The sequence below is a fragment of the Streptomyces sp. SM18 genome, assembly GCF_002910775.2.
GTDB lineage: Bacteria > Actinomycetota > Actinomycetes > Streptomycetales > Streptomycetaceae > Streptomyces > Streptomyces halstedii.
The window spans coordinates 7,662,644-7,680,028 of record NZ_CP029342.1; the positions used below are offsets into that span (position 1 = coordinate 7,662,644).

At 70.2% G+C, this 17,385-nt stretch carries 18 protein-coding genes; 14 read left to right on the forward strand and 4 right to left on the reverse strand.

Annotation, left to right across the window (positions count from 1 at the left end):
- Positions 1-422: 422 nt before the first annotated feature.
- The gene (locus B9S64_RS33895) at positions 423-866 is read left to right on the forward strand and encodes a hypothetical protein (protein ID WP_258037822.1); all 444 of its coding nucleotides are present in this window, start codon (positions 423-425) and stop codon (positions 864-866) included.
- Between the two features lie 111 nt (positions 867-977).
- On the opposite strand, the gene B9S64_RS33900 is transcribed toward B9S64_RS33895, so the two are convergent.
- A complete protein-coding gene (locus B9S64_RS33900) occupies positions 978-2,303 on the reverse strand; it encodes a PQQ-binding-like beta-propeller repeat protein (RefSeq protein WP_103490883.1) in 1,326 nt (441 codons plus the stop codon).
- Between the two features lie 230 nt (positions 2,304-2,533).
- Between B9S64_RS33900 and B9S64_RS33905 the strand changes: the two genes are divergently transcribed.
- Positions 2,534-2,761, forward strand: a complete 228-nt coding sequence (locus tag B9S64_RS33905; protein WP_103490884.1) for a DUF5133 domain-containing protein — start codon at positions 2,534-2,536, stop codon at positions 2,759-2,761.
- A 141-nt stretch (positions 2,762-2,902) separates the two neighbouring features.
- Positions 2,903-3,124, forward strand: coding sequence for a hypothetical protein (locus B9S64_RS33910; protein ID WP_103490885.1), 222 nt, complete (start codon positions 2,903-2,905; stop codon positions 3,122-3,124).
- Positions 3,125-3,172: 48 nt separating this feature from the next.
- Here the strand turns inward: B9S64_RS33910 and B9S64_RS33915 are convergent, their stop codons facing one another.
- A complete protein-coding gene (locus B9S64_RS33915) occupies positions 3,173-3,388 on the reverse strand; it encodes a hypothetical protein (protein ID WP_103490886.1) in 216 nt (71 codons plus the stop codon).
- A 239-nt stretch (positions 3,389-3,627) separates the two neighbouring features.
- On the opposite strand from B9S64_RS33915, the gene B9S64_RS33920 reads away from it, so the two are divergent.
- The 4 genes from B9S64_RS33920 (at position 3,628) to B9S64_RS35340 (ending at position 7,459) form a co-directional block, all read left to right on the forward strand.
- On the forward strand, positions 3,628-4,338 hold the full coding sequence (locus B9S64_RS33920; protein WP_103490887.1) for a dienelactone hydrolase family protein: 711 nt from the start codon (positions 3,628-3,630) through the stop codon (positions 4,336-4,338).
- 160 nt (positions 4,339-4,498) lie between these two features.
- Positions 4,499-5,767 carry an SUKH-4 family immunity protein gene (locus B9S64_RS33925; protein WP_103490888.1) on the forward strand — a complete coding sequence of 423 codons (1,269 nt, stop codon included), beginning with the start codon at positions 4,499-4,501 and terminating at the stop codon, positions 5,765-5,767.
- Positions 5,768-5,870: 103 nt separating this feature from the next.
- On the forward strand, positions 5,871-6,986 hold the full coding sequence (locus tag B9S64_RS33930) for an AI-2E family transporter (RefSeq protein ID WP_103490889.1): 1,116 nt from the start codon (positions 5,871-5,873) through the stop codon (positions 6,984-6,986).
- Between the two features lie 344 nt (positions 6,987-7,330).
- On the forward strand, positions 7,331-7,459 hold the full coding sequence (locus B9S64_RS35340; RefSeq protein ID WP_258037823.1) for a hypothetical protein: 129 nt from the start codon (positions 7,331-7,333) through the stop codon (positions 7,457-7,459).
- A 105-nt stretch (positions 7,460-7,564) separates the two neighbouring features.
- Here the strand turns inward: B9S64_RS35340 and B9S64_RS33940 are convergent, their stop codons facing one another.
- Entirely contained in the window at positions 7,565-8,140 is a 576-nt protein-coding gene (locus B9S64_RS33940) for a hypothetical protein (protein ID WP_103490891.1), read from the reverse strand.
- Positions 8,141-8,738: 598 nt separating this feature from the next.
- On the opposite strand from B9S64_RS33940, the gene B9S64_RS33945 reads away from it, so the two are divergent.
- The 3 genes from B9S64_RS33945 to B9S64_RS33955 all read left to right on the forward strand — a co-directional run bounded on the left by B9S64_RS33945 (position 8,739) and on the right by B9S64_RS33955 (position 11,868).
- Positions 8,739-9,329, forward strand: a complete 591-nt coding sequence (locus B9S64_RS33945; RefSeq protein WP_103490892.1) for a lytic polysaccharide monooxygenase — start codon at positions 8,739-8,741, stop codon at positions 9,327-9,329.
- 350 nt (positions 9,330-9,679) lie between these two features.
- The gene (locus tag B9S64_RS33950) at positions 9,680-10,792 is read left to right on the forward strand and encodes a chitinase (RefSeq protein ID WP_103490893.1); all 1,113 of its coding nucleotides are present in this window, start codon (positions 9,680-9,682) and stop codon (positions 10,790-10,792) included.
- A gap of 116 nt (positions 10,793-10,908) precedes the next feature.
- Positions 10,909-11,868 (forward strand): DUF1152 domain-containing protein, encoded by a 960-nt coding sequence (locus tag B9S64_RS33955; protein WP_103490917.1) that lies wholly within the window; start codon positions 10,909-10,911, stop codon positions 11,866-11,868.
- Positions 11,869-12,066: 198 nt separating this feature from the next.
- Here B9S64_RS33955 and B9S64_RS35345 read toward each other — a convergent pair whose 3' ends face one another.
- Positions 12,067-12,696 (reverse strand): GNAT family N-acetyltransferase, encoded by a 630-nt coding sequence (locus tag B9S64_RS35345; protein WP_308460754.1) that lies wholly within the window; start codon positions 12,694-12,696, stop codon positions 12,067-12,069.
- Between the two features lie 28 nt (positions 12,697-12,724).
- On the opposite strand from B9S64_RS35345, the gene B9S64_RS33965 reads away from it, so the two are divergent.
- From B9S64_RS33965 to B9S64_RS33980, 4 genes are all read left to right on the forward strand, one after another.
- Entirely contained in the window at positions 12,725-13,642 is a 918-nt protein-coding gene (locus B9S64_RS33965; RefSeq protein ID WP_103490894.1) for a ribokinase, read from the forward strand.
- Positions 13,639-14,676: an ABC transporter permease gene (locus B9S64_RS33970; RefSeq protein ID WP_103490895.1), complete on the forward strand. Its 1,038-nt coding sequence runs from the start codon at positions 13,639-13,641 to the stop codon at positions 14,674-14,676. Before B9S64_RS33965 ends, B9S64_RS33970 begins: the two co-directional genes overlap by 4 nt.
- A gap of 119 nt (positions 14,677-14,795) precedes the next feature.
- Positions 14,796-15,821: a substrate-binding domain-containing protein gene (locus B9S64_RS33975; RefSeq protein WP_103490896.1), complete on the forward strand. Its 1,026-nt coding sequence runs from the start codon at positions 14,796-14,798 to the stop codon at positions 15,819-15,821.
- Positions 15,821-17,371, forward strand: coding sequence for a sugar ABC transporter ATP-binding protein (locus B9S64_RS33980; RefSeq protein ID WP_103490897.1), 1,551 nt, complete (start codon positions 15,821-15,823; stop codon positions 17,369-17,371). Before B9S64_RS33975 ends, B9S64_RS33980 begins: the two co-directional genes overlap by 1 nt.
- The last annotated feature ends 14 nt before the right edge of the window (positions 17,372-17,385 follow it).

The window sequence follows — 17,385 nt, forward strand, 5'->3', positions numbered from 1 at the left end:
ATTCTGAGTGCAGCTTACATATCGTGTGGTCGATGCATATCGCGGTGAAGGGGGAGAGGGCACAGAGGTGTCGTGAAACGAACGGCGGGCCGGTCGTGCCGAGGGGCACCGACGCGCTCCGGCTCGCGTGGGCGGCATGGCCCGTCGGGCCGGCCGGCCGCTGGGACGCGGAGGTGCGGCCGGTGTCCGGCAGCGGGGAGGATGGCCGAAAGTGATGGTGCCAAGGCCGGGGGAGCGTCACCCGTTTCCCACCGGCCCATGTCCCGAGCGACCAGCGCCGGCCGGCCGGTTCCGGCACCGCTCCGGCTTCCAGTCGCACCCGGGTCGGTCCGCCGGCCGGGTGACGGTCTTACCGGAGCCCGGGGCCTCGGACGTGTCCAGCCGGGCCGGCCGTCGTTGACCAGGGCATGAACCTGCGGTCGATGTCCCTCGCGCTCGTTGCCCTGCTGAGTACCGCCGGCTGCGTCACCGTACCGGCCGACCCGCACCGGCCCGGCGCCGCCCCGTCCGGCCTCTCCCGCAACATGCCCGCCGCCCAGGCGTCCACATCAGCCACCGCGCCTCCGCTCGTCCACGACGTCCTGGGCAGGACCGACGGCAAGCCGCGCAACGGGGACGCGGAGAAGGGGGCGAAGGAGCCGGCCCCGGACCCGCGGCCCGGCGCCGCCGCTCCGCATGTCCGACCGGAGACCCGCGACCAGCAGAGCCACCCTGCCCCGGGCCTCCCGGCGCCGCTCCGCACGAGGCCGCCGGTCCGGCTGGCCGACCCTCACCAGCCCTACGACATGCGTTCGGTCTGTGCCGCGGGGCGGGGCGTCGCCTCCACCGACATCCTCGACCTCTGCCGCACCGCGTACGGCCGTTGACGGTACGTCACCGCGGGCGCCGGTGGCCGGTGGCCGGCGTCGGTGGTCGAGGCGATCCGTGCGGCACGCCTGCGGGTGCTATGGGTGTGTGCCGGTGCGGTCGGCCTGTGGTCAATCCCTGTGCGTGGCACCCAGCCGGACCAACTGCCCACCGTCGCAGTAGCTGACCGTCCCACCCTTGTCGGGCTGACCGAAGGCCCGGCAGTCCGACCGGCCCTCCCACAGCACCTTGCCGCGGTCGACGTAGACCAGCCGGTCGCCGTCCTGCCAGAAGTTCCGGCCGATGGCGCGTGAGCCGGGGCCGAGCCCGGCAGGCCGGTCCGACCGGCCGGAGTCCTCGCTCAGGGCCCGGTCGGCGCGGCCCTGAGCACGGACGGTCTCCCGCCCCGTTCCCTCGGAGACGAGGTACTCACCGGGCGCGAGACGCCGTCCGGGGTGCAGCGTGCCGAAGTACGGATCGACCACCAGCGCCCCGTCCTTGTCCGGCAGGACCATCGTGTGACCGACGTACAGCGGGATCCGCCGGTCCCACCGGCAGCCGGTCTCCGGATCACGTGGTGCCTGGGGCTGGTCCCAGACGAAGTCGTGACGCCAGCCCCGGTCGCCCTCACCGGAACCGCTGCCGCTCGCCAGCACGGTCGCGCGGCAACTCCCCACGGCCGGCGCCGTCACCGTGACCGTACGGTCGTGGTAGCGAGCGATCCGGTCCACGGTGCCGGACGGCGGCCGAAGCCCCGTTTCCCACCGGACGGCCCCGTCCTCCAGCCCGACCGTGCCGACGCGGTCGCCGGTCACCAGGTACGGCGGGCAGTACGTACGGAGGCCGGACTCCGGGGCGAGGGCGTCACCACGGCACGAGTCCAGCACCTTCACGGGTCCGGGCACCGTCCGGGACCACAGGCGCCCGCCCGACCCGATGTTCCATCCGGTGAGACGGCAGCTCTTCGCGGTGCAGGTCGTCGTGAGCAGTACCGCCGTGGAGATGTCCTGAGGCAGCGACACCCGGGTCCCAGGCGGCAGTTCACGCCGCCAGGCGACGGTTCCCCGGTACGGGTCGAGCGAGGCGACGGAGGAAGGCCCCGTCCGCCCCTCGCGTCCTCCCACGAGCACCGTCGTCGTCCCGTGGGTGAGCGCGGAATGCGGCTCGCCGGGCTGACGGGACGTCAGCGCGAATTCGGCCTGGAGCTCCGTACGCCAACCCGCCCGCTCGCCGTCCCGGAGCCGCGCGACGGACCTGCCTTCGCCGAAGAGACCCGCCTCGGGCAGGATGACCGCCCAGGTGCCGTCCTGTCCCGGCCGCACCGGCACAGGCTCCCGGGACAGTTCGGTGGGCACCGACCGGCCGTCGCCGAACATGGGCGGCTGCGGCGCGAAACACCCGGATGTCACGAGCCCCGCCATCGCGATGAGCAACCCTCGGCGCAGGACCCCCGTCATCCCCGTACCTCCACAGTCTCAGAACTCACGTCAGAACCCGGCACGGCGCCGCACGACCGCTCACGGTCGAGGCGGCACTCCGGCTGCCGCACATTGTGCCGTCGGACGCCACGGGGCCGGGGCCTTGGCCCGTATCGCACGAGGAACCAGGAAGAATGGCCCCGGAGGCCCGGGGTAGGGGGCGTGGGTACGAGCCCACACGCGTGACCACGTGGAAATGGAGACGGCCGATGCTGATGGCGCACCCCGCGATCCTCCGGAACCTGATCGAGGAGTACGACACGCTGCGGATCCTGGACGCCGGGAGCAGCGGTGCGGCGGTCCGGCAGCGCATGGACGACATCACCTACACGCTGTGCGTGTCCACCGGCACCCGAGACATAGACACGGCCCTGATCGCCGCCCGTCACCAACTGCCCGGTGCCCGCCCCGAGGACGACTCGGTCCTCACCGCGTGACGGGCCGGACCGGCACGGGGCCCGGCCACGGGAGCTTCCGGGGGCCCGTGGACGGTCACACAATCCTCACGCGACCAAGCGCTGGCGGAGCGGTGTCGGGCAACGCGGAGAAGGAAGCCATTTCTCCCCGGGGAGCCTTCCGTGATAGCTGTCGTCTTCCTCCTGCCGCCCTTCCTGCTGGTCTCCGTGGTCCTCCTGGGTCGCTACGAGGACCGCATACTCACCACGGCCGACGCACCACACCGTGCCGACCGTCGCCATCTGCGGCTCGTGTCCTCGGAGCAGGGGCAGGAACCCGCCTGCCACACGGAGGACGACGGCGCCCGGACCGTCCGGCGGAGTCCCCACCGGCAGGCGGCGTGACCCGTCCGCCCCACCCCGCCGTGTCCTGGGCGGGCTGTTCCCCGGTCCCTAGCGCCGGTGGCTGTCGCCCATGGTGGGAAGGGAGTTGTGTGCCGTACGGGAGTTGAAGGAGCCCCGGGACTCATGTGCCCGCACCCGGGCCTCTTGTTCGATGAGCAGCCCCTCCGCGGTCTCCGTTGGAGCGTGATTCCGTCTCCCGATGACGACGATCAGCAGGACGGCGACCACGCCCAGCAACGAGAACAGCACCAGCAATGCCACCATGAGGCCCCCCGGACAGAATGTCGGCTCGCGCCGAGCACCGCTCTTGAGGAGAGGTTAGCCGTTCGGGGACCGAAGTATGCCCGGGAAGGCCAAGTACCTCGCCCCCGGGGCTCCGCCGACGGCCCGGAACGTCGCACGTCGAGGGCGCGACGAAGGTGCCACAGTGGGCGGGTGGCGCGCGGCGCCGCCACGTCCGGCGCCGCGGCCCAGGCCCGTCCGCAGCGCAGGAAGGAACACCCTTGTCCGAGTCACCTCGGCCCACCGGTAACCCGCCCCACCAGAACGTCACGTTCCCCAGCTCCGGGACCACCGCCCACGGCTACCTCGCCCTGCCGCCCTCGGGGCAGGGCCCCGGAGTCATCGTCATCCAGGAGTGGTGGGGGCTGACGGACCACATCACCGACGTCACCCGGCGCCTGGCCGAGGAGGGATTCGTCGCGCTGGCCCCCGATCTCTACGGCGGAAACGTCGCGCACGACGAGCAGGAGGCCCTGCGCATGATGCGCGAACTGCCCGTCCGACGGGGCGTGGAGTTGCTCTCCGGTGCGGTCGACCACCTTCTGGACCGCCCCGAGGTCACCTCGGACACCGTGGGCGCCGTCGGCTTCTGCATGGGAGGGGGCTTCGTCCTGTACCTCGCCGCGGTGGAACCCCGGGTCAGCGCCGCGGTGCCCTTCTACGGGGTCATCCAGGGGGACATGCCTGACTTCTCCCGCCTGCGCGCGGACATCCTCGGACACTACGGTGAGCAGGACCGGTCCATCACGCTCCAGGCGCTCGGTGATCTGCGCCGAACGGTCAAGGAGCAGTCCGGCATCGACGCGGATCTGCGCACCTACCCGGCGGGGCACGCGTTCTTCAACGACACCCGCCCGGAGGCCTTCGCTCCGCAGGCCGCCGCCGAGGCATGGAGCGTCACCGTGGAGTTCCTGCGCGACCGGCTGACCTGATCCACAGGGTGGCGGGCGCGTGGGCCCCGGGCCGGAGGGGCGCGGGCCTCATGCCTGAGGAGCCCGTGCCCGGGGACCGGCCGCGCACGGCCGGTGGATTGTCAGTGGCGGCTCCTATCGTGGTGACACAGACAGAACGCCATGTCATCACGGGGGAACCATGTCCACGACCAACATCGTCGTGCCCGCGCACGCACTCCACCCCGCCGTCACCCACGGACCGACCCGCCGCGTCCTTTCGACGGCGGGACTGCCCGCGCGGCACGACCTGATCCGGTTCCGGCCGCTCGCCGAATCCCGGGTGGTGCCGGTGTCCGGGCTGCTCTCCGAGGGGGCGGATCCGGAGCGACTCCACCCGCACATCGCCGAGCTGCTGCTGATAGGACACCTGCGGTGCGAGGGGGACGACGCGCAGGGGGTCGTGCTCGACGGGGCCACCGGCCGTGTCTTCAGTATGGACCTCTTCGAGGACGAGCCCGCCCTCATCGAGGTCGTCCCCCTCGCCCCCTCCCTCGGCTCCCTGTGCCGGTTCCTCGCCTGCGCCGACGACCTCCGGTGCCTCGGAGGCCGGTTCGCCACGCTGGCCGGGCGGACCGGTCCCGGTGTGGTGGCGGAGGCGTCGTCACTGCTGACATCGGTCTTCACCGACGAGGACTGGGGCGACGACGGCTGGGGCAGTGCGGGCCCTCCGTCCACCTGGGACCACGCCTTGCCCGCGTTCTGGCGGATCGTTGCGCTCATCCGCCCCTTGGCCCTCGTCGCCGGCCCCGGGTCCGGCCTGCGGCTGGACCTGCCCCCGGATCTGCTGGACACGGAGTTCGGCGCTCAGGAGATGGTGCGTACCGCACCGGCCGGGCTGCCCGTGGCACTGGCGCACGAGCCGACCCGACGGTTCCTCACCGAGACCGGGCTGCCCAAGGTCGAGTCGATGTTCACTCTCTGGCGTGACTCGTCGCTGTTCCGGACCCTGGCGGAGTCCGGTGCCGGGGAGACCGGCCCGGAGGGGCGCACAGGAGTGCCCGGTCCCGGTCCGGGGACCGGCGCGCCCGGCAGCGCGGGGGACGGCATCGACGAGCGGCTCCCGCACGACGCGAAGCACCTGGTCTGCCTGGGCGGCCTGATACATGATCTCGAAGTCCTCATCGACGGCCGCACGGGCCTCGTCTCGCACCGCTTCTACGGCGAGGACACGACGACGCCCCTCAACGCCGACATATCCACGCTGGCGTTCACCCTGTGGATGTACAGCCAGGAGCAACGGCTCAACGACGAGCACGACTTCACCCGCGACTTCCACGACCAGCTCGCCGACGCCATGACCGAGGCCCTCGCATCGGTGGATCCGGTCGCCTGCCTGCCGTCGGCGGGCGAGGACGACTACCACTACTGGCCGGAGGTGTTCCACGACGAGGCGGGCGGGGTGCTCTGAACCCGAGGGCGGCACCGATGCCCGCGACGTGCGTCTTCACCCGTGCGGCGAGCGGCCGAGCGCGCCGCCGAAGCACCGACGGGGAGCAAATAGGGTTGAGACCATGTCTGCCAGGTTGAATCCCGCAAGAACCCGCACAGCGCTGCGCACATCAGCGCGCCTCTCCGCCGATCTGCTGCTGGTTCTGGTGATGGCCGCGGTCACACTGTGGGTCCTGGGCCGCATGTGGTCGGTCGTCTGGCCGCTCGTGGTCGGCCTCTTCATCACCACCCTGACCTGGCCCGTGGCGCGGTTCCTACGCGGGCGGGGCTGGCCCCCCGCGCTCGCCGCCGCAGCGGTGACCGTGCTGTTCCTCGCGGTCGTCGGGGGCATCGTGGCGCTGATCGCCGTGCCGGTGGCGTCCCAGTCCGGCCAGCTGACCGACGGTGTGGTCGCCGGCATCCAGAAGCTGCACGAATGGGCCGCCGGGCCTCCGCTGAACATCGACGACGCCCAGATCTCCCACGCCATCGACGCCGCGATCGACCGCATCCAGAACAGCCTAGGCAGCACGGTCACCACGGTCGTCACCGGACTGAGTACCGTGGTCAACGGGGTCGTCACCGCCGTCCTCGCGGTCTTCCTGATGTTCTTCTTCCTCAAGGACGGCCCGCGCTTCCTGCCGTGGCTCACCCGGCAGCTGCCCGGCAGGCTCGCCACCGACATCCCCACGGTGGCCGAGCGCGGCTGGGACAGCCTGGGCTCGTTCGTGCGGTCCCAGGCGTTCGTCGGTCTGCTCGACGCGGTCTTCATCGGTCTCGGACTGTGGGCCCTCGGCGTGCCGCTCGTGCTTCCGCTGTCGGTGCTGACCTTCGTCTCCGCGTTCGTACCGATCATCGGAGCCCTGTTCGCCGGCTTCGTCGCGGTCCTCATCGCACTGGTGTCGAACGGACTGACCGACGCGCTGATCGTGCTCGCGATCATCGTTGTCGTACAGCAGTTGGAGGGCAATGTGTTCCAGCCCATGATCCAGAGCCGGGGACTCGGCCTGCACGCCGCGGTGGTCCTGCTCGCGGTGACGCTGGGCGGCAGCCTCGCCGGGATTGTGGGAAGCCTGCTCGCGGTGCCGGTCGCGGGACTGGTCGCCGTGCTGTGGAACTACGTACGTGAACAGCTCACCGACCCGCCGCAGGAGACGGAAGGCGACGACCCGCCCGGCGACGCGGTCGCTTCCGCCTGAGTTCTGTCGGCCGAACTCGGGTTCTGGGAGGATGCCGCCCATGAGATACATCCGAAGGGGCCGTGCCTCGTAGAACACCGGCTTCACTTCGGCCGCGGGAACGCCGCTGGGGAAGCCCTTGGATGCGGTATCGCGATGTCCCAGGTCTGTCGGGAGCGGCGAATGCCGCTGTCCGCGTGCTCGAACGGGAGCGATTGTCTCCGGGCATCGTGGCGGTGGCGCTGAGCGTGTGGTCCGTGCGTGTCCACGGCACGAGGCGCCGGTGGAGACCATGGGAGGCGGAGTTCACTTGCCGCTGCTGCGGCGAGGGGTGGGCCCGGGACACGCTGCGAGATGCTCTGTTCATGCTTCCGCCGAGGGCCGCCGCCGAACTTCGGGAGCGGGTCGAGCGCCTGGACGCGGTGCTCCTCGGGCGCACGCATCACGAGCTGACAGCGGACCCGGAGTTGGCGTGGTGGCATCGCAGGTGCTGACCGCGTCCATGCCGCCCACCGGTCGTTGGCTCCGACGCGACCGGCCGGGGTGCCGACGGCGGGCCCTGTGCGCCGGAGGGCTGCCGTCGGCCTCCTCGCAGCGGATCAGGCGCGGTAGATCTTCCAGTCGGCGACGTCCGCGGCCCGGTTGTAGTAGGCGCTGGTGCACACGTGGTACTGCCCGGCCACGGTCCCGTTGCCGTTGGTTTCGAGGAACCCGCCGTTGTCGCCGTAGGTGTTCCACAGATGCACGATGTCACCGAAACGGATGCTCCGGTCGGCGGGTGCGGACGTACGGGCGAAGATGTGCCAGTTGCCGGTGCCGGAACCGCTGGCGCGTTCCCTGGCCGTGGACGTCAGCACGTCGTACTTGGCTCCGGACTGCTTCTGTCCGGCGGTCGCGTGTCCGTTGGTGTCGAGGTACCCGCCGTCACCACCGTAGAGGTTGCGCAGCTGGATGAGGTCGCCGCTGGTGACGGGGGTGCCGGGTGCCCTGCCGACGGCCGAGAGGACTTCCCAGGTGCCTGTGCCCTGTCCCCTGGTGGGGGATTCGGCGGTCGACACCCCGTACTTGGCGCCGGACGCGGAGGCGTGCCCGTTGGTGTCCAGGTAGCCGCCCTTGTAGTCGTTGAAGGCGTTCTGCAGGTAGATCTTGTCGCCGTACTTCAGTTCGCTCGCCATCGTTGCTCCTGGTGGATTCGGACAGCACGGTGCTGACATGTGGAACAACCAGGCCGTCCAACCCCACGGCATCGGCTGCCACGGCCAAGATGATGGCGAGAAAGAAGATCGACACGCCCGTGATCCGTCGGGGCGTCACCCTTACCGGTCAGGACTCCTGGAGCATTGACACGTGTGCCGACCGGGGGCGGGGGCCGGTGGGCCCGGCCGGCGACGGAAGGGCGTCGGACCCGGGTACGAGGAGCACGCGGCAGGGGCGAGGCCGCGAATCCACTGCCGGCTCCGAAGACGACGCGGCCGTCCGCGTACGTGAACCGCCAGGCGCACCTTCTCGTGTCCGTACCCCGGTCGAGACGGCTTCGAGCCGGGGCTCGGCGGGCCCCTCGTGCAGTGCTGGTGGGGCCCCTGGGCGACTCGACATTGGTATGGACATGTCCAACCGGTGGGTCTAGCCTCTCACTTGGTCTAGACCGCAGCGAATGCGCTGCCTCCGGTGACCGCTGCCCTGCCGTACCCATCCCCGCCGCTCCACCGGCAGGCGCACCGGAGGCCGCGCGTCCGCACAGCCATCCGGAACCCAGGACCATGGGAGCGCACTATGCGTAGAAAGATCACGTCGTTACTTCTCGGCCTCGGGATGCTCGGCGGCGCGTTCGTCGCCACCGCGGGCAGTGCCCAGGGCCACGGCTACACCGACTCACCCGTCAGCCGCCAGCAGTTGTGCGGCAACGGCACCGTCCGCAACTGCGGGCAGATCCAGTGGGAGCCGCCGAGCGTGGAGGGCCCCAAGGGGTTCCCCACCCGTGGTCCCGCGGACGGCCAGATCTGCGCGGGCGGCAACGGCCGGTTCTCCGAGCTCGACGACCCGCGCGGGGGGAACTGGCCCGCGACCACGCTCACCGCGGGCCAGAGCCACACCTTCCTCTGGCGTATCACCGCACGCCACGCGACGACCGACTTCCGCTACTACATCACCAAGGACGGGTACGACCCGACCAAGCCGCTGACACGGGCCGACCTGGACCCGCAGCCCTTCCTGACCGTGCCCTTCGGGGGGCGCCTCCCCGGTTCCACGGTCAGCCACGCGGGCGTCCTGCCGCAGAAGAGCGGCAAGCACATCATCCTCGGTGTGTGGACGGTCGCGGACACCGGCAACGCCTTCTACGCGTGCTCCGACGTGCGCTTCTGAGCCGCTCGGTCCGCTGTCCCTCCCGGCCTGTCGGCCGCCTCGTGCGGTGCCGGGCCGGGAGGGGTACGTGGCCCGCCCCGCGAGGACCGGCCGACCACCGCCGGAGGTGGCGGGCGGCACCTGGGCCACGCCTCGCCGGTCCGGCTGAACACCCTCGGCGGGAAGGGCCGCACCGGTTCACCGCCACGGCCGGCGCCCGCGCGTGTTCGTACGTGCTGGTGTACGTGGCCGTCCACACGGCTGCGCACACCCCCGGCTCCCTCGGACTCACCCCCCCCACTCACCCCCACCCACCCCCCATTCAACATCCGGCAGTGCTTCGAGGGCACAGCCCGCAGAAGGGAATCCCCATGCCCGGACGGAAGACAAGGCACGCGAGGAAGCCACGGAGAGCACGGTTCCTGGCTGTAGCACTGGCGGTCGCAGGAGTCGCCGCGCAGGCTCTGTTCGCGGCGGCGCCGAGCGCGACCGCGCGTGAGGACACCGCTCGGACGTCGGCCGCGGCCGCGAGCTGTGCGGTGAAGCCCCGGCCGCAGGGCAAGGTACTCCAGGGCTACTGGGAGAACTGGGACGGTGCCACGAACGGCGTCCACCCCCCGTTCGGCTGGACGTCGATCACCGATTCCCGGATCCCCGCTCACGGTTACAACGTGGTGAACGCGGCGTTCCCGGTCATCCGTTCCGACGGCACAGCGCTGTGGGAGAACGGCATGGACTCCACGGTGAAGGTGCCCACCCCGGCCGAGATGTGCCAGGCCAAGGAGGCCGGACTCACGGTGCTGCTGTCCATCGGCGGGGCGACGGCCGGGATCGACCTCAACTCCACCGCCGTGGCCGACCGGTTCGTGCAGACCGTGGTCCCGATCCTCAAGGAGTACAACTTCGACGGCATCGACATCGACATCGAGACCGGTCTCGTCGGCAGCGGCAACATCAACCAGCTCTCCGCCTCCCAGACCAACCTGATCCGGATCATCGACGGCGTGCTCGCCGCCATGCCGGCCGGCTTCGGCCTGACCATGGCCCCCGAGACCGCGTACGTCACCGGAGGCAGCGTCGTCTACGGATCGATCTGGGGCGCCTACCTGCCGATCATCAAGAAGTACGCCGACAACGGCCGGCTGTGGTGGCTGAACATGCAGTACTACAACGGCAGCATGTACGGGTGCTCCGGCGACTCGTACGCCGCGGGCACGGTCCAGGGCTTCACCGCCCAGACGAACTGCCTGGACAAGGGGCTCGTGGTGCAGGGAACCACCGTCAAGGTCCCGTACGACAAACAGGTGCCGGGCCTGCCCGCCCAGCCGGGCGCCGGAGGCGGTCACATGACGCCCGCTCAGGTCTCCCAGGCCTGGAACACCTACGGCGGTCGGCTGAAGGGCCTGATGACCTGGTCCATCAACTGGGACGGGTCCCGCAACTGGACGTTCGGCGACAACGTCAAGGCACTACAAGGCCGTTGAGCCTCACCCTCCTCCCATTGCGAGGCCGCCAGGATCCGTGTTCCCGGTCCCCGGCGGCCTCGTGATGCCAAGTCAGTCCTACACGTTGTGCGGGAGGGGGACGGAGAATGACCGTCATGCTCTCTCTTCACTCCAACCCCGTCTTCACCCGCCTCGCCGATTCCGAGCGGATCCTCGTCGCGGGCGCGGGTGGCGGCTTCGACATCTACTCGGGCCTGCCGCTGGCTCTGTCTCTTCTGCACCAGGGGAAAGAGGTGTACTTCGCGAGCCTCTCGTTCAGTGACCTGGCCGGTCTTCCACTGGACGAATGGGTCGCTCCCGATCTGGCCGCCGTCACTCCGGAGTCATTCCTGAACCAGGCCTACTTCCCGGAGCGGACTCTCGCGCGATGGCTGTCCGGGAACGGATATCCGTCCACTGTCTACGCCTTCCCCCGCACCGGTGTCCGCCCGCTTCGTGCCGCTTACCAGGCGCTGATCGAGCGGCACCATATCGACGCGGTGGTGCTGGTCGACGGTGGTACGGACATTCTGATGCGGGGAGACGAGGCCGGTCTCGGAACCCCTGAGGAGGATCTGACCAGCTTGGCGGCGCTGGCCGTGTCGGACGAGGTAGCCGTACGGATGGTGGTGTCGGTCGGGTTCGGTGTGGACGCCCACCACGGTGTCAACCACGTGCAGGTCCTGGAGAACATCGCGGCACTGGAGCGCGACGGAGCGTACCTGGGTGCGTGCTCGATATCGCGGTCCACTCGTGAAGGCGCCCTGTTCATCGACGCGGTGACGCACGCTCAGGAACAGACGCCGGAACACCCGAGCATCGTGAACGGTTCGATAGCGGCTGCTGTCCGAGGTGAGTGCGGGGACGTGCACGTCACCGAACGCACCCGGGGCAGCGAGTTGTTCGTGAACCCGCTGATGTCGTTGTACTTCGCGTTCGATCTGCCGGGACTGGCCGCCCGGTGTCTGTACCTGGACAGGATCGAGGACACCGAGCGCATGACTCAGGTCCACTCCCGGATAGCGGAATTCCGCCGTTCAGTGACGCCCCGTCAGGCCAGACGCTACCCTCATTAGGGCACGGGATCGGCTGGTCCGGCCAGCGACTCCGCCCCGCAGGCGTGGTCCTGGGCCGGCCATCAGCGTGGACAAGCCGCGGCGCCGTCATGAAGATCACCATCTGCGCCTGGGCCACAGGACGATCTCGGCATGCCCGTACTCCGCCGGAGCGGACTCGATCACATGGGCGTGCGGCCCCGGGAGCGTGTTCTTTCGTCAGGCCAACGAGTGTGTGAACCAGACCACTTCACCGTTGTCTTCCGTGGAAACGTGATCCCGCTCGAACCCGAGCTTCACAAGGAACCCGGGCAACGGTGTGTTCCACGCGCCGACGGTCGACCAGAGTCGCTTCGGCCCGGTCGCGACAGCGGCATCGGGCACGGCGCCGGCTACCTCGGTGGCGTAGCCACGCCCATGTGCGTGCGGGAACAACGCATACGCGCTTTCGGGCTCGTGCCGGAGCAGCCGTAAGGCCGACTCGTGGATCGCCGGAACTCCGCCGGGGCCGACCTGCCGGGCACCCGCACGAGGGCCGATTCCCCCTCCGCGCCCCGCCGCCACCGCGCGTACTTCCGGCGGGCCTCGCCCGGCCTGGTCTCGGGTCTCGTGTCCGGCAGGTGACGTCGTCATCCCCCGGCTCGTACGTACCTCGAAGCCCCTGTGTAACCCGTGCGTATCCCGTACCCCGGTACAGGTGGCCGCGTGCCCCTCCGCAGGGGCGTCCGGGGGCCCCGTGCCCGGGGCGGCAGGCGCGGCCGTGTCCCCTCGGTTAACGATGTCCGAATTTTGGCTTGCGCCCGACCATTGACTATGGACATCCCTGTACCTACGCTCTGGCTTGTTCATGGTTGTCCATACACAAAGTGGTGTGTCGATGAAGATCGCGGTTGTCGGAAGTTATGGAGCCGGCCTCACCATGCGGGTGCCGAAGGCTCCTGCGGCAGGCGAGACCGTCTCGGGCGGTCTGTTCGATTCGGGTGCCGGCGGCAAGGGCAGCAATCAGGCCATCGGTGCCGCCCGGCTGGGTGCTGAGGTCTCCCTGCTCACCGCCGTGGGGGACGACGAATTCGGAAGCTCCGCACGGGAGTTGTGGCGGCGTGAGGGAGTCGGCGCCGAGCATGTGGTGACCGCGGGGGCGCCGACCATGGTCGGGTTCATCCTGGTCGAGCCGTCCGGCGAGAACCGCATCGCCATCGCCCCGGGGGCCCTGGACGAACTGGACGCCGTCGCCGTCGAGTCCTTCCGGGCCGAGATCGCCTCCGCGGACATCCTGGTCGTCTCGATGGAGATCCCGGAGGAAGCCGTGGTCGCCGCACTCCGCGCCGGCCGCGCGTCCGGCACGCGGACCCTGCTCAACCCGGCGCCCGCCCGCCCCCTCCCCGAGGCGTGCTGGCCGCTCATCGACGTACTCACGCCCAACCAGACGGAGGCGCCCGTCCTCCTGGGCCTCGACGAGGAACACGGCCTCGGCGACGAGGAACTGGCCCGTGCGCTGCACGAGCGCACCGGCGGCACCGTCGTCATCACCCGGGGCGGTGAGGGCGCACTGGTCGCCCAGGCCTCCGGCATCACCGGCGTGCCGCCGCACCCGGCCCGGACCGTGGTCGACACCACGGGCGCGGGCGACTCCTTCACCGCCGCGTTCGCCGTCGCCCTGGCCGAGGGACAACCCGTCGACCAGGCCGTGGAGTTCGCCGCCGTCGCAGGCTCCCACACCGTGTCGATCGCGGGCGTCGTACCCGCCCTCCCCACCAGAGCCCAGCTGAACGCCCTGATTGGAAACGCCTCGTGACCTCGACAACAACCAAGCCGCCGACCACCGCGGCGCCATCGCCCGGTGAGTCCGCCCGGCAGTTCCCGCTCGCGCTGCGCCGGATGCTCCACGCCCGTGAAGCCGGGGTGTTCGCCGCACTCGTCCTGCTCTTCCTGCTGGGCACCGTGCTCTCGCCGACCTTCGCCCAGTCCGACAACCTGCTCTCGGTGGGCCAGCAGATCGCGCAGATCGGGATCATGGCCGTCGGGGCGACCTTCGTCATCCTGAACGGCGAGATCGACCTCTCGGTCGGCTCCACGTACGCGCTGTCCGCGATCTCCACCGGAATGCTCATCTCGGACGGCTGGAACTGGCCCTCGGCCATGCTCGTCGGACTGGCCGTGGGCGCTCTGGCCGGGCTGCTCAACGGGCTGGCCGTGGTGATGCTGGGCGTCCCGTCCTTCATCGTCACCCTGGGCACGCTCAGCGTCTTCCGCGGTGTCGCCCTGCTCATCTCCGACGGCGCCCCGATCTCGCTCAGCTCCTCCCAGCCCGGCGTCGCGGAGTTCAACCTCCTCGGCCAGGGGCGGCTGTTCGGCCTGGTGCCGATGCAGTTCGTCTTCTTCGCGGCCGTCGCCGCGATCGGTGTGGTCCTGCTGGCGCGTTCACGCTTCGGTTTCAACACCTACGCGGTCGGCGGCAACCAGGAGGCCGCCCGGCTCGTCGGCGTCAACGTCAAGCGGGTCAAGCTCACCGCCTTCGTCCTCTCCGGCTTCACCGCGGGACTCGCGGGCGTCCTCGGCCTGTCCTTCCTCTCCTACGTGCAGGGCGTGACCGGCCAGGGCCTCGAACTCACCGTCATCTCCGCCGTCATCATCGGTGGCGCGGCACTCTTCGGCGGCTCGGGCACCATGTGGGGCACCGTCATCGGCGTCGCCTTCATCGGCCTGCTCCAGAACATCCTCAACATCAAGGGCATCTCGTCCTTCTGGCAGACCGTCGTCACCGGTCTCGTCATCGTCGCCGCGGTCGCGGCCGACACCTGGCAGCGAAAGCGCAAGAGCCGCGCCTGAACACCACCGTGCCGACCGCGTCCGCGACCGGACCGACCGCCGCACCACCGCGAGCCGCACACCGCCGCCGCCCCACCCCTCCACTTCCCCGTCCCCACGGACACGACGAAGGAGTCACGATGTCCCCGCGTACCCTCCTCAGATCCCTCTGTGCCGCCACAGCCGCCGCCACGGCCCTCACCCTCACCGCGTGCGGCGCCGTCACCGCCGGCGATGCCACCGGCTCCGACGACGGCTCCTTCAAGATCGCCCCGTACATCCAGCAGCGGATCGACGACGACAAGCCGATGCGCATCAAGCTGAGCTACCACGACCCGTCCCTCGCCTTCGCCACACCGATCAGCTCGGGCATGAAGAAGGCCGGCAAGGAGTTCGGGGCCGATGTCTCCCTCATAGGTCCCACCGGCGGTGACGCCGCCAAGCAGGTCTCCGAGATCCAGACGCTCATCCAGCAGAAGGCCGTGGACGGGCTCGCCGTCTCCTCCGCCTCCAGCGACGCGCTCAAGCCGATCATCAGCCAGGCCTACAAGGCCGGCATCCCGATCATCTCGTTCAACACCGACAACCCCGACTCCCAGCAGATGGGCTTCGTCGGCCAGGACCTCAAGGGCTCCGGCAAGTCCCAGGCCGAAGAGCTCCGCAAGAACCTGAACGGGAACGTCAAGGGCAAGTCCGTGGTCGTCTTCTCCGTCGACACCGGCGCCGGCTGGTCGCACGACCGCTTCAACGGCTTCAAGGAGGGCCTGGACGGAAGCGGCCTGAAGATCGTCGGACCGGTGAACGTCGGCAACGAACCCAGCAGCGCCTACAACACCGTCGAGTCCACCATGTCCGGCCAGTCCGGCGTGGTCGCCGTCGCCGGTCTGGACTGCTGCTCGACCACGGCCGCCGCCAAGTGGGTCGCCCAGTCCGGCCACGCGGACAAGATCGCGATGGGCGGCTTCGACCTGCTCACCCAGACGGCCGAGTACATCGACAAGGGGGTCCTGAACTTCACCATCAGCCAGAACCCGTCGGAGCAGGGCTACCAGGCGGTGAAGGTGCTGTACGACTTCCTCACCGAGGGCACCGAGATCACCGGCGTGGACACCGGCGCGCAGTTCGTCACCCGCGACAACCTCGCCGACGCGACCGTGGAGGACTGATGACCACCACGCCCCGAGACGCGCCCCCCGCGGACCAGGGCGCCGCGGGCCAGGCCGTCCGCGTCCGCGGACTCTCCCGCAGCTTCGGCCCGGTCCGCGCCCTGCGCGACGTCTCCTTCGACGTCCCCCCGGGCGAGATCACCGCACTGCTGGGGGAGAACGGAGCAGGCAAGTCCACCCTGCTGAAGATCCTGGCGGGCCTCCAGCCCCCCAGCGAAGGCAGCGTCACCGTCTTCGGCGAAGAGGTCACCTCCTTCGAGCCGAGCACGATGCTCGGCCGGCACGGAGTCGCGATCGTCCCGCAGGAACTGTCGCTGCTGCCCGACCGCACCGTGGCCGAGAACGTGCTCAGCGGCGTCGAACCGGGCAACCGCTGGTTCCCCTCGCGGCGCCGGATGCTGGAGCGCGCCACCGAACTCCTCGCCGAACTCGACCTCAGCCTGGACCCGAACGCCTCCGTCCGCACCCTCGACCTGGCCACCCAGCAACTCATCGTGGTGGCCCGCTCCATCGCCCGGGGCTGCCGTGTGCTGATCCTGGACGAACCGACGGCGATGCTCACCCCCGCCGAGGCCGACCGGCTGTTCACCCTGATGGACAAGCTCAAGACGGGCGGGACGACCATGCTCTACGTCTCGCACCGCATGCCCGAGGTCTTCCGCCTGGCCGACCACATCCAGGTGCTGCGCGACGGCGCCCATGTCGCCTCCTGGCGCAGCGCGGACACCACCCCCGACCAGGCGGTCGCCGCGATGGTCGGCCGCGAGCTCGGCCAGTTCACCCGCCGTGCGGCGGGCGAGAGCGGCCCGGACACCCAACCCGCCCTGAAGGTAAGGGAACTGAGCGGCAGACGACACCACGGTGTCACCTTCGACCTGCGCCCCGGTGAGATCCTCGGCGTGGCCGGACTGCCCGACTCCGGCCGGGTCGAACTGCTGCACAACCTCTTCAGCGGAGACCCCGGCACCGGCGGCACCGTGGAACTGCTGGGCAAGCCCTACGAACGGCGCAACCCCATCGCCAGCGTCGAACGCCGTCTGGCGTTCGTCCCCGGTGAACGCCGCGCCCAGGGCCTGCTCACCACGATGAGCGTCGGCGAGAACATCGGCGCGCTCACCACCAAGGCGTTCAGCCGGTTCGGCCTCGTCCGCCGCCGCGCCTTCGACTCGGCCGCGACCGAACAGGCACAGCGGCTGAGAGTGAAGACGGCCACCATGAGCCAGCCCATCACCAGCCTCTCCGGCGGCAACCAGCAGAAGGCCGTACTGGGACGCTGGCTGGCGATCGACCCCGGGGTGCTGATCCTCGACGAGCCCACGCGCGGCGTGGACATCGGCGCGAAGGCCGAGATCTACGCGCAGTTGTCCGCCCTCGCGGACAAGGGCCTGGCCATCCTCTGCTCCTCCTCCGACCTGCCCGAACTGCTCACCCTGACGGACCGGATCGCGGTGATGAGCCAAGGCCGCCTGGTGGCCGTCGTCGACTCCGCCGACGCCACCGAGGAGTCCGTCATGACCCTCGCCACCGGTGCGGCGCCGGCCGCGGCCTGAGAAGGGCCGCCCGG